This window comes from Mesorhizobium sp. BR115XR7A, assembly GCF_020165315.1.
Lineage (GTDB): Bacteria > Pseudomonadota > Alphaproteobacteria > Rhizobiales > Rhizobiaceae > Mesorhizobium > Mesorhizobium australicum.
This window is the reverse complement of sequence record NZ_JAIUHW010000002.1, coordinates 243,198-255,472: the sequence shown is the minus strand read 5'-3', so window position 1 is coordinate 255,472 and position 12,275 is coordinate 243,198. Positions and strand designations below refer to the sequence as shown.

9 protein-coding genes are annotated in these 12,275 nt (G+C 59.8%); 7 read left to right on the top strand and 2 right to left on the bottom strand.

Translation table 11 applies throughout. The features are described from left to right. Position 1 precedes the first annotated feature (1 nt). On the bottom strand, positions 2–766 hold the full coding sequence (locus LB557_RS05340) for a polysaccharide deacetylase family protein (protein ID WP_140619051.1): 765 nt from the start codon (positions 764–766) through the stop codon (positions 2–4). Beyond that, positions 763–1,851, bottom strand: a complete 1,089-nt coding sequence (locus LB557_RS05335) for a glycosyltransferase family 4 protein (protein WP_224643678.1) — start codon at positions 1,849–1,851, stop codon at positions 763–765. The genes LB557_RS05340 and LB557_RS05335 overlap by 4 nt, the downstream gene beginning before the upstream one ends. Positions 1,852–1,943: 92 nt before the next feature. On the opposite strand from LB557_RS05335, the gene LB557_RS05330 reads away from it, so the two are divergent. The 7 genes from LB557_RS05330 (at position 1,944) to LB557_RS05300 (ending at position 12,257) form a co-directional block, all read left to right on the top strand. Further along, the gene (locus tag LB557_RS05330) at positions 1,944–3,107 is read left to right on the top strand and encodes a DUF3095 domain-containing protein (RefSeq protein WP_224643679.1); all 1,164 of its coding nucleotides are present in this window, start codon (positions 1,944–1,946) and stop codon (positions 3,105–3,107) included. Positions 3,108–3,213: 106 nt separating this feature from the next. Next, a complete protein-coding gene (locus LB557_RS05325) occupies positions 3,214–4,560 on the top strand; it encodes a nucleotide sugar dehydrogenase (RefSeq protein ID WP_224643680.1) in 1,347 nt (448 codons plus the stop codon). Positions 4,561–4,795: 235 nt separating this feature from the next. After that, positions 4,796–6,136: an adenylate/guanylate cyclase domain-containing protein gene (locus tag LB557_RS05320; protein ID WP_140619044.1), complete on the top strand. Its 1,341-nt coding sequence runs from the start codon at positions 4,796–4,798 to the stop codon at positions 6,134–6,136. Between the two features lie 151 nt (positions 6,137–6,287). Beyond that, the gene (locus tag LB557_RS05315) at positions 6,288–8,183 is read left to right on the top strand and encodes an ABC transporter ATP-binding protein (RefSeq protein ID WP_224713023.1); all 1,896 of its coding nucleotides are present in this window, start codon (positions 6,288–6,290) and stop codon (positions 8,181–8,183) included. Positions 8,184–8,209: 26 nt separating this feature from the next. Then, the gene (locus tag LB557_RS05310) at positions 8,210–10,078 is read left to right on the top strand and encodes an ABC transporter substrate-binding protein (RefSeq protein WP_411970522.1); all 1,869 of its coding nucleotides are present in this window, start codon (positions 8,210–8,212) and stop codon (positions 10,076–10,078) included. 2 nt (positions 10,079–10,080) lie between these two features. Next, positions 10,081–11,079, top strand: a complete 999-nt coding sequence (locus LB557_RS05305) for an ABC transporter permease (protein WP_140619040.1) — start codon at positions 10,081–10,083, stop codon at positions 11,077–11,079. Further along, complete coding sequence (locus LB557_RS05300) at positions 11,076–12,257, top strand: ABC transporter permease (RefSeq protein WP_140661348.1); 1,182 nt, start codon at positions 11,076–11,078, stop codon at positions 12,255–12,257. The genes LB557_RS05305 and LB557_RS05300 overlap by 4 nt, the downstream gene beginning before the upstream one ends. The last annotated feature ends 18 nt before the right edge of the window (positions 12,258–12,275 follow it).

The following is a 12,275-nucleotide window of genomic DNA, read 5'->3' as shown; positions in this document are numbered from 1 at the left end:
GCTATCTTCCCTTACCTGCGCAGCGCCCGATCAATGTCCTGATTGGAAGCCATACGCAGGAGTCAATCTGTGCAGTGACCGTGAACAGCCGTTCAAGGAAAAGCCAGGCCGATTCATCGTGTACGAGATGATGAGTGAGCAGGCCGACCGGTTCGTCGTCGAATGCATCCTGCAAGCGCGCGACGATTGCCTGGATCAATAGACCGTGGTCGCGGCAGCCGCGCGTGCCATGCCAATCCATGATGTCGACATTGCAGTTGATGACCGCCAGTGAAGCCGGGTCCGGGGGCCCGAAGACCGACAATGCCGCAAATCCTATCGATCCAAGGTCGGATACCAGGCCGGCGTCGATCCTGTTCCAGGGGGGCACGAGCATCGGGACGGTTCGCGCGCCGTGCAGGCCCGTTAGGTGCGACAGCCCGCCAGCCAGTTCTTCAAGAACGGCCTCCCCTGGCCGATGGGCGCCGAGCTCCTGCTTTTTGTGACCCTCGGGAGCATGATTTCGATGCACCCAGCCATGCATGGCCACTGTGGCATGCGGCGCCTCGTCTAGCCGGGCAGCAAGCTTCTCATCCGTGAGGGCCGGAATGACGGCCAGAGTGACCGGAACGGTGAACTCACCCGTGAGGTCGAGCAGCCGATCAAGCGCCGGCGTCGGATCCACGGCATCATCGTCGCGCAGCCAGAACTCTGCCTTGCGACCGGCCCGTTGCCGGCCCGCCAATTCTTCCACCAAGGGCTGCCAGACTCGATCGCAGGATGTCATGAAACCGAGACCTTCGAAAGAAGTTCGACCAGGCGCGCCGCTGCAATGCCGAGGGAACGTTCTTCAAGGATGAAACGTCTGGCTTCTGCAGCCATGATGGTTCTCTCGTCTTTACGGGCCAGAAGCCTTTCAATGGCAGAAGCGAAGGCGGCCACATCTCGCGGCGGGGTGAGAAACCCGGTCTGGCCGTCTCGCACGACTTCCGGCACGCCGGCGATGTCCTGAGCCACCACCGGAAGACCGGCGGCTTGTGCTTCAAGATAGGCAACGCCATAGGCCTCCCCGTAACCCGGCCAGACGTAAATTCCTCCCCCATAGAGGACATCCGGCACGGCGGCTGGATCGATCGCGCCGAGCCATTCGATACGCTCGGGGGCGAAGCCGGCGAATTGCGCCTTGACCTCGTCACGGGCAGGCCCGTCGCCGACGACCGACATCGTCCAGGGCAAATGGCCAATCTGACCCAGCGCTTGCGCCAGCATGCGATAGCTTTCGACTTTGTCGCCCTGGCGCATCATGGCAACAGCAACGAGGCGCGTCGGGCAACCTCGTGCCGGCAGTTCATGGAAGACCGATGTGTCGATGAAGGGTGACAGCATATCAACCGCGACCTCAGGTATCGCATCTGCCAGTCCCTGACGATCTCTTTGCGTGAAGCAGATGTTCAGCGCCGCCTGTTGGACCGCTTGGACGACCAGCGCTTGTGTATCAGCCCACAAACCGGCATTGCGGCGCCTCGAATAGGAAGCTTCCGCTGTCACATATGGGACAGCAAAGGTCGACGCCAGCCCGGGCCCGATCAGGTCGGGCGCCTTGTAATAAGGATGATAGCAGAACCATAGATCGGGCTTGCCATCACGATCCCAAACCCGCGTCAGCCGCGCGGCTTCCTCTTTGGCCTCTATCTTGAGCGCATCGAAACGTTCCGGCTCCGGTTCGCGTAGATAGAAGCGCAATTCGGATGCCAGTTCGACGCTGTGTCCTCCATGCTCCAGCGCCTTGACCAGCGTGCGTGCCATCTGGCGGTCGCCGGAGGCAACGGAATGATTGGGTGACTTCAGCGGCGCGTAGAAGGCAATTCGCATTGCGCGACCCTATCATCGGAAAGCATGCGCAAGTCAAATTCCAAGCACCATCGACTGCACCTCCAAGCAGTGGAATGTGCTATCTGATACTTATGGAAACAGCTGCCGCCTCGGACCCGTTTGTCGCTTCTTTGCCGGTCTTCGCAAAATTCGAAAGCGTTGCCGACATCGACAACTATCGGCCCCTCCCCGATGGTTGGGCGCTGGCCACCGCCGACATTGTCGGCTCGACCAAGGCGATCGAGACGGGACGCTATAAAACGGTCAATATGGCCGGCGCCAGTGTCATTTCGGCCCTCCTCAACGCGCTGGGTCGGCAAGACCTTCCCTTTGTCTTCGGCGGCGATGGGGCGCTCGTCGCCTTTCCCGGCTCTGCGATAGAGCCCACCCGCAAGGCGCTGGCGGCTGTCCAGAGATGGGTGGCGGACGAACTGGACCTAGGCCTGCGTGCCGCAATCGTGCCGATAAAGGATATTCGAGCGCAAGGCCTCGACGTTCGCGTGGCAAGGTTCCAAGCATCAGATGCGGTTTTCTATACCATGTTCGCCGGCGGTGGCGGCAGTTGGGCGGAAGCCGAGATGAAAGCGGGGCGCTACCGCATCGATCCTGCTCCGGCTGGCGCACGGCCGGACCTGACCGGCCTGTCTTGCCGCTGGAACCCGATCGGAACCCGTCATGGCGAAATCGTCTCGATCATAGCCACTCCGGGGTCGTCGCGCGATCTGCGCGGTTTTCAGTTTCTGGCGTCCGACATCATCGCCATTGCCAGCAGACAGGAACGCGATGGCCACCCGGTGCCGGTGAATGGGCCGAGTTACAGCTTGCTGCCCGCCGGCCTCGATATCGAGGCGCGAGCCACGGCGCCGGTGGGACGGCGCTGGCTGTCGAAGCTGTGGATAGTGTTCCTGATGGCTCTTACGGCCGTCACCGATAGGTATGGCTGGACCATCGGCGGTTTCGATCCGAAGATCTACAAACGCGACGTGGCCAGCAATTCGGATTTCCGGAAATTCGATGACGGCTTGAAGATGACCATCGACGTTGACGCTGATGTGTTGCAACGGATAGAGAACCGGCTGAAACAGGCGGAAGAGGCCGGCATCTGCAATTATGGCCTGCACCGCCAGAAATCGGCCTTGATGACATGCCTCGTCGCCTCGCCGCTGCACCGCGATCATGTTCATTTCATAGACGGTGCGGCTGGCGGCTATGCCATGGCTGCTGCAGACCTGAAGGCAAAGTTGCCGGTCGGATGACGGCTTGCGAGAATCCACTTTCCGCAATATGCCTCGGCCGTGGCTCTGTGGGACTGGTAAGCCGCGCCTGGCTCCGGCCATCCTGTCAACTAACGGGAAAGCAGATTTGGACGCTTCACGATCTTCGGCATATGACCGTCTGCTGAACCGTATCTCGGCGCACACCGCGCATGTCGGCGTGATCGGATTGGGCTATGTCGGGTTGCCGCTCGCGATTGCGGTCGCACGCGCCGGCTTCCCGGTTTTCGGCTTCGACATTGAAGCCCAGAAGGTCGAGAGCCTGAACAACGGCCAATCCTACATTGAGGCGGTGACGTCGACAGCCCTTGCCGGCCACGTGGCGAGTGGACGGTTCCGCGCCACGGCGGATTTTGCCGAACTGTCGACCTGCGACATCATCATCATCTGCGTTCCGACACCGCTGACAAAAAACCGTGAGCCGGACCTCTCCTTTATCAGGAACACGACTGGCATCATCGCAAAGCATCTGCGTCTCGGCCACCTCGTCGTGCTGGAATCTACCACCTATCCCGGCACCACCGACGATGTGATCAAGCCCATACTGGAAGAAACCGGCTTGCAGTCGAAGATAGACTTCTTCCTCGGCTTCTCGCCCGAACGCGAGGATCCCGGCAACCGCAACTTTGAAGTCGCGACGATTCCCAAGGTCGTGGCAGGTGACGGCATTGAAGCGGCGACGCTCGTGCAGGCTTTCTACCAAGGGGTCGTCAAAACCGTCGTTCCGGTTTCCAGCACGGCAACCGCCGAGGCAGTCAAGCTGACGGAAAACATCTTCCGGTCAGTCAACATAGCCCTCGTCAACGAATTGAAGGTCGTGCTCGGCGCGATGGGCATCGACATATGGGAGGTGGTCGAGGCGGCAAAGAGCAAGCCCTTCGGCTACATGCCTTTTTATCCAGGCCCCGGATTGGGCGGGCACTGTGTTCCAATCGATCCCTTCTACCTGACGTGGAAGGCGCGCGAATACGAACTGCCGACCCGCTTCATCGAGCTGGCGGCAGAGATCAACACTGCTATGCCGCGTCACGTGGTCGATGAACTGGCCAAAGCACTGGACCGGCGCTGCGGCAAGGCGCTCAGCCGCTCGCGCATTCTCATCATCGGGCTCGCCTACAAGAAGAATGTGCCCGACATCCGCGAAAGCCCCTCATTGCGGCTCATCGAACTTATCGAGGAATGGGGCGGCAAGGCGGAATTCCACGATCCGCATGTTCCCGAGATCCCGACCACACGGGAGCATATGGCCCTCAGGGGGCGCCGCTCGCTCGAGTTGACCGAGGCGGTGGTGAACGATTTCGATGCTGTCGTCGTTGCAACCGACCATGACGCGATCGACTATAAGGCTGTCGCTGATCACGCCCTTCTGATCGTCGACACACGCAATGTTTTTGGCCGTCTCGGGCTGCTCCGAGAGACGGTGGTGAAGGCCTGACAAGCGCCCTGGTGGCGACTTTGCCGATGTCAGGAACGTGATTGCACTCCGGCCGCAGCTTCGCCACATAAGGCCGCAAGGCATGAATGCAGTTAAGCTGTACCTTGGTTGCAACGACAGTCATTCGGGAATTCCTTCGCCTTTGCCGCCGCACGCGACCGTTGACTTGGGGGTATCTTTGGGTCGCTGGCGGACTGTGTTATGGCGGATCGCAGTCGACGGGTTTCGAGGTGGTATGAGCATGGCGCGAGCAGAAATTTCCACAATTCTCATGGATAAGGTTGCCGACTGGCTTACTCAGTCGGCGCTGGCAGGCAACGAGCTGGAAACACTGGTAAAGGGGTTTTGCGAGCGGCTGGCTGCTGCCGGCCTGCCGTTGAAGCGGGTGCATTTGAGCTTTTCGATGCTTCATCCGCTCTATGACGCGCTTGGCTTCACCTGGCTTCGCGGCCAAGGCATGGAAGTGGAAGGCTTCCGCAAAAAGGACGGCGTTCATTCCGACACGTTCCTGACCAGCCCATACTACCATCTGCTCAGCAACAAGCTCGACCATCTGCGGCGTCGTCTCGACCCGTCGGTCCCGTCGGAATTTCCTGTCTTCGATGAACTCAGGCTTATGGGCGTGACCGATTACATGGCTTTCGTCCATCCCTTCAACGGCAATACCAGTCAGGGCATGATCGGGTCCTGGTCGACCGACAGTGCTTCAGGTTTCAGCGACAGCATGATTTCGGCGCTGCTGCGCATCCAAAACCATCTCGCCATCGCAACCAAAATGGCGGTGCTCACCAAGCTGGCCGACAACATGATGACCACTTATCTCGGCGGTGACGCCGGCAGACGCGTGCTGGACGGCCAGATCAAGCGCGGCGAGGGCGATACAATCCGGGCCGCACTGGTCATGGCCGACATGCGCGGGTCGACACGGCTTGCCGAAACGTCGGGCCGCGAAATCTACATCGATACGCTGAACCAATTTTTCGACGCCATTGCCGCACCTTTCAATCGCAAAGGCGGGCAGATCATGAGTTTCATAGGTGATGGCTTCATTGCCGTCTATCCTTGCGAAAGGCATCGCTCGCAGTCCGAGATCGCCTGCCAGGCTGCTCTGGCGGCAGCGCACAAGGCCACTGCGCGCATGATGGAGCTCAATCTGCGAAGAAAGGAAAAAGGGTTGTCCGACATAAAATTTGGCATCGGCCTGCATGTCGGCAACGTGATGTTCGGCAATGTCGGGCTTACCGACCGGCTCACATTCTCCGTGTTTGGCTCGGCTGTAAACGAGGTCCAGCGTCTCCAGACCCTGACCAAGAAATACCCGCACCGCGTTCTCGCCAGCAAGGACTTCGCCAGCTATTGCGGCGCCAACAGCTGGCTGACGCTCGGCAGCGAGGAACTGGCGGGGCTCAAGCAGAAGCTGACGGTGCTTTCACCAGATCTGTCGGGCGCTCTCGCGCTCGATGAAGAGAGTGCGCTGGAGGCGATCTACGACCGGAGATCGGAGGCAGAGCAGGTCATGCTGCTTCATCGCGATGCCGCACGGCTGTCGCCGGGCGACCCGAGGAAGCTCCAGTAGCCCGGCCCAATCTGATCCGAACACCTTGTTATGTCGGTCGCCCGGTTCGCCGCTGGCAACCCTTTCGAATCCAAGTTGCTCTAAGCCTGCAATACGCTAGTCTCACTTTCTGGTTTGCCGCCCGGCAGGCCGGCAAAGTGGGCTGGTGAGAATGAATTCGGGCGTTGATCTGCTGCGGGTCGAAGATGTTGGCATCTCTTTTGCCATTATCGGGGGACCCTTGCATGCAGTCAGGCGGGCAAATCTTCGCGTCCTTCCCGGCAAGGTTACCGCGCTTGTCGGCGAGTCCGGTTCCGGAAAATCAGTTCTCAGCCAGGCAGTGATGGGCATTTTGCCGAACACAGCCCATGTTCGTGGCCGTATCCTGTTTTCCGATCCTGAAAAGCCCGGCACGACACAGGATATCCTGCAGATGCCGCGCGATGGACCCGAAATCCGGGCGTTGAGAGGCAGCCGCATCGGCAAGATCTTTCAGGAGCCGATGACATCGCTTTCGCCGCTGCACACGATCGGCAACCAGGTCAGCGAATCGCTGCAGATCCATACGCCCATGGCTCGGGCAGAGCGCAAGGCGCGGACCGAGGAAATGCTCAGCCTTGTCGGCTTTCCCAATCCCAAGCGCGCCTATGACATGTATCCATTTGAACTTTCGGGAGGATTGCGTCAGCGCGCCATGATCGCCATGGCGCTTATCTGCCGGCCCGCCCTGTTGATCGCCGACGAGCCGACGACGGCGTTGGACGTCACCATCCAGGCGCAAATCCTGCAACTGCTGCGCGAGCTTCAGAGCAAGCTGAATATGGCGATGCTGCTGATCACCCACGATCTGGGCGTGGTCGCCAATGTCGCCGACGAGGTGGTCGTCATTTACCATGGCGAGATCATGGAAGCGGGACCTGTCGAGGCGATATTCCGCCGGCCAGGTCACCCTTACCTGAAGGGCCTGATGGCAGCCGTTCCGCATTTCGACCTGAAGCCTGGTGAACGGCTAAAGGCGCTGCGCGAGGTGCCGGTGAATGTCGAGAACCTGCTTGGCAAACAGACGGCGCCGGCATCGAAGGGGCCGCACGACATCCTGCTATCGGTCAGGGAGCTGAAAAAAACCTTCACCATCCGCAAGTCGGGATGGTTCGGCGGGGATCATCAAACGTCTGTTCGCGCCGTGGACGGCGTGAGCTTCGATATCATCCGGGGTGAGTGCCTGGGTCTGGTCGGCGAAAGCGGATCCGGCAAAACCACCGTCAGCAAGATGCTCATGCGAGCTGTCACGCCTAGCGGCGGCTCTGTGCTTTTCAATGGCCGCGATGGACCGATCGACGTGTTGGGAGGCGACAGGGGCGCCCTGCGCCTGCTGCGCGCGAAAATCCAGATGGTATTTCAGGATCCGGTTTCATCGCTTTCACCTCGCATGACGGTGGAGAACATCTTGAGCGAGCCGTTGGAAATCCATCAACGAGGTAATGCCGCGTCCCGACTAGCCACGGTGAAGAGCCTTATGCAGGCAATCGGGCTCGATCCGCGCTTCATCAAGCGCTATCCGCACAGTTTCTCCGGTGGGCAGCGTCAGCGTATCGGCATCGCGCGCGCGTTGGCGCTGGGGCCTGAACTGCTGATTTGCGACGAGCCGGTTTCGGCGCTCGATGTCTCTGTCCAGGCGCAGATTCTGAACCTCCTGAAGGACCTGCAGAAGGAACTGGGCCTGACTTACCTATTCATATCCCACAACCTAGCGGTGGTGGACTACATGGCAGACCGCATCGCGGTGATGTGCGGGGGGCGTATCGTCGAGCTTGCGCCGCGCGAAATTCTGCTTAGGAAACCGGTCCATCCCTACACGCGCTCACTGGTCGCCGCAGTACCGTTTCCCGATCTCGACAGGCCAATGGATTTCAAGACGCTGAAGCTCAGCGGTGCTTCCGACAAGAGCGCATGGGGACCGCAATTCCGCGACGAGGGCGACGAGGATGTGCTGTCGCCGCTCGACCTTGGCGGCGGCCACCTCGTGCTGGCCCGACGTTCGGCCAATGTCAGCGAGCTACGATCTTGATCAGCCGGCGCACTGCCCTTGGGCTCATGGCTTCGGCATTTGTGCCGGGCACGTTACGCGCAGGCGATCTGGAGCCGGAGTTTCTTCAGCCGCAGCTCACGGCCAGGGCGCTGCCGGCACTCGCCGAACGCCTGCCCAAGAGCCCGCGCGTATTGAATCTGGCTGCGATGGGCCGGCAACCCGGCCAGTATGGCGGCACGCTGCGCACGATCATCGGCAGCCAGAAAGATATCCGGATAATGACGATCTATGGGTATGCTCGCCTGGTCGGCTATGACGAAAAGCTGAACATGCAACCCGACATCCTCGAAAGTTTCGACGTCGCGCATGATCGTGTCTTCACATTCAAGCTGCGGGAGGGACATAAATGGTCTGACGGCAGCCTGTTGACGTCGGAAGATTTCCGCTATTGCTGGGAAGATGTCTGGCTGAACGATGAGCTGTCGCCAGGCGGGCTTGCTCCGGGCCTGGTGGCAGATGGCAAGCCGCCACGCTTCGAGATCGTCGACCCGTTGACGGTCCGCTACAGTTGGGAGGCGCCAAATCCCGACTTCCTGCCCAAGCTCGCTGCTGCCTCGCCGCTATCGCTTGTTCTGCCGGCCGCCTATCTCAAGCAGTTCCACAAGAAATACCAAGATCCGTTCCGGCTCGCCGGCCTAATGACGGAGAACCGGGTCCAGAAATGGACGCTCCTGCATATCCGCATGTCGCGGCAGTATCGCCCGGAGAACCCGGAGTTGCCGACGCTCGATCCCTGGCAGAACCGGACCAAGCCGCCGGCTGAGCAGTTCATTTTCGAGCGAAATCCGTTCTTTCATAGAATAGACGAGAATGGCAGGCAGTTACCCTATGTTGACCGGTTTGTCTTGAATGTCAGCTCATCGGCGATCATTTCCGCCAAGACCGGTGCGGGTGAGAGCGACCTGCAATGCATGGGCATCGACTTCGCCGATTACTCTTTCCTGAAGGATACGGAGAAGCGTTACCCGGTGAAGATGCATCTGTGGAGACGCACACAGGGTTCCCGGCTGGCGCTGCTGCCCAATCTGAATTGTGCCGACAAGGTATGGCGCAGCCTTTTTCGTGACGTGCGCGTGCGCCGCGCCCTTTCCCTCGCTGTGGACAGGCGCGAGATCAATTTGGCAGTATTCTACGGATTAGCGCGGGAAAGTGCCGATACGGTCCTGCCGGAGAGCCCGCTCTACCGGCCGGAATTCGCGAAGGCCTGGGTCGCCCATGATCCCGACCAAGCCAACGCGCTGCTCGACGAGGTCGGGCTTCAAAAACGCGACGATGATGGCCTGCGTGTACTTCCGGATGGACGCCCGGCGCAGATCATAGTGGAAACGGCCGGCGAAAGCACGCTGGAAACCGACGCGCTCGAACTCATCACCGATCACTGGCGTCAGATCGGCATCGCCCTGTTCGTCCGCACTTCGCAGCGCGACATCTTCCGCAGCCGCGCGCTAGGCGGCCAGATCATGATGTCGATGTGGTCGGGCATCGACAATGGCGTGCCGACCTCCGACATGAATCCGTACCAGTTGGCCCCCACCATCGACGACCAGCTGCAATGGCCGCTGTGGGGCGCTCACTACCTGTCTCGTGGCACGCTCGGCGAGGCGCCCGATCTTCCGCCTGTGGTCGAGTTGATGGCTCTGCTCAAGCGCTGGAACGCATCGACCGAGGCCGCGGAGCGCGCCGAGATCTGGAATTCAATGCTGTCGATCTATACCGATCAGGTGTTTTCGATCGGCACGGTGAACGGAACGCATCAGCCGGTTCTGGCGTCCTCACGGCTGCGCAATCTGCCTGACAAGGCCCTCTACGGCTATGACCCGACCGCCTATTTCGGTGTCTACATGCCCGATACATTCTGGCTTGGAGAGTCCTGAGCGTGTTTCGATATATTGTCTGGCGCATTGCTGTGATGGTTCCAACGCTGCTGATCATATCGGCCCTGGTGTTCACGATCATCGAGCTCCCCCCAGGCGACTATTTCGACAGTTACATTTCCGAGCTTCGGGCCCAGGGCGAAGCGGTAGATTCCGACCGCATCCAAATGATGCGGAAGGAATATGGTTTCGACCAGCCGCCGGTCATTCGCTACTTCTACTGGGTCGGCGGGATGCTGCACGGCGATTTCGGCTATTCCTTCGAATATGAGCTGCCGGTTCGCGACGTCGTCGGGGACCGAATGTGGCTGACCGTGCTGGTTTCCTTCGTCACGATCATCTTCACCTGGCTCATCGCCTTTCCGATCGGCATGTACTCCGCCACTCATCAATACAGTTGGGGCGACTACGGCCTTACTCTGTTCGGGCTTCTCGGCCTGGCCATTCCGAATTTCATGCTGGCGCTGATCCTGATGTATTTCGCCAATATCTGGTTCGGCACCTCCATCGGTCATCTCATGGACCCGCAATATCTCAGTGAGCCAATGAGTTGGGCCAAGGCGAAGTCGATCCTCGCCCATCTGTGGATCCCGGTCTTGATCATCGGCACCGGCGGCACGGCAAGTATGATCCGGCGGCTGCGCGCCAATCTGCTCGATGAGCTTCACAAGCAATATGTCGTGACCGCGCGCGCCAAAGGCCTTCATCCCTTCAGGGCGCTCGTCAAATATCCGCTGCGTATGGCGCTAAATTTCTTCATTTCCGACATCGGCTCTATCCTGCCGGCCATCATCTCCGGTGCCGAAATCACCGCGATAGTGCTGTCTTTGGAAACGACGGGGCCGATGCTGATCAGAGCGCTGCAAAGCCAGGATATGTATCTGGCAGGGTCTTTCCTGATGTTCCTTGCCTTTCTGACCGTGATCGGTGTCCTGATTTCCGACCTGGCGCTGGCGCTGCTTGATCCACGAATTCGTTTGCAGGGCGGCAGCACCAAATGAACAAGCAATCGCCCCTGCCCGCTCCGGGTGCCCCACTGCAACACTATGTTTCCATCGCGCCCTTTGACCTGCAATCGGTCGAGGCGATGACGGCCGAGCAGTCGAAGGTCTTTCAGGCGTCGCAGTTGCGGCTGATGTGGTGGAAATTCCGACGGCACCGGCTTGCTCTTGTATCCGGCATATTTCTGGCAGCGCTCTATTTCGGGATACTGATCTGCGAATTCATAGCGCCCTACAATCTGCACACGCGCAACATGGACTACATTTATTCGCCGCCGCAGCGGGTACACCTGTTCCACAACGGCCAGCTTGTCGGGCCCTTCGTCTATGGTCGCCAGATGACGCTGGATATGGACACACTCAAGCGCAACTACATCGACGAACAGGATGACGTTCAGCGGATTCGCTTCTTCTGCAAAGGCGACAGGTACCGGTTCTGGGGCCTCCTCGAAGGTGACAGGCATTTCTTCTGTCCTGCCGAAAATGGCCAGCTCTTTCTGGCCGGCACGGACAGGCTGGGGCGCGACGTGCTCTCGCGTATCATCTATGGCGCACGCATTTCACTAACAATCGGCCTGGTCGGCATCAGTTTCAGCTTCCTGCTTGGCATTGTCATAGGCGGACTGGCTGGGTATCACGGCGGTATCTTCGACCTGATCGTTCAACGGATAATCGAAGTTCTGCAATCGATCCCCAGCATTCCGCTATGGCTGGCTCTGGCGGCGATCATGCCGATAACTTGGAGCCCAATCCTGATCTATTTCGGCATCACCGTCATCCTCGGGCTGCTCCACTGGACCGGACTGGCGCGGGCCGTGCGTTCAAAGCTTCTGGCCTTGCGCGAGGAGGATTACGTTCTGGCGGCACAATTGATGGGCGCCAGCAGCAGCCGCATTATCCGGCGGCACCTCATCCCCGGCTTCATGTCGCATCTGATCGCGACCGCCACGATCTCCATACCCGGCATGATCCTGGGCGAGACGGCGCTGAGCTTCCTTGGGCTGGGCTTGAGGCCACCGACAACCAGCTGGGGCATCCTGCTAACCGAGGCGCGCAGCGTCAGCGTGATCGCGTTCTATCCATGGCTACTTTTGCCGATGCTCCCGGTCGTTCTCGTCATCTTGGCGTTCAACTTCCTCGGCGACGGCCTGCGGGACGCCGCAGACCCCTACAAGTGAGATCGCTATTCAGGCGGC

What these genes read in the sequence shown, in the direction of transcription:
- LB557_RS05340 (WP_140619051.1), bottom strand. Translation starts at nt 766, where the DNA reads ATGACATCCTGCGATCGAGTCTGGCAGCCCTTGGTGGAAGAATTGGCG.
- LB557_RS05335 (WP_224643678.1), bottom strand. Translation starts at nt 1,851, where the DNA reads ATGCGAATTGCCTTCTACGCGCCGCTGAAGTCACCCAATCATTCCGTT.
- LB557_RS05330 (WP_224643679.1), top strand. Translation starts at nt 1,944, where the DNA reads ATGGAAACAGCTGCCGCCTCGGACCCGTTTGTCGCTTCTTTGCCGGTC.
- LB557_RS05320 (WP_140619044.1), top strand. Translation starts at nt 4,796, where the DNA reads ATGAGCATGGCGCGAGCAGAAATTTCCACAATTCTCATGGATAAGGTT.
- LB557_RS05315 (WP_224713023.1), top strand. Translation starts at nt 6,288, where the DNA reads ATGAATTCGGGCGTTGATCTGCTGCGGGTCGAAGATGTTGGCATCTCT.
- LB557_RS05310 (WP_411970522.1), top strand. Translation starts at nt 8,210, where the DNA reads ATGGCTTCGGCATTTGTGCCGGGCACGTTACGCGCAGGCGATCTGGAG.
- LB557_RS05300 (WP_140661348.1), top strand. Translation starts at nt 11,076, where the DNA reads ATGAACAAGCAATCGCCCCTGCCCGCTCCGGGTGCCCCACTGCAACAC.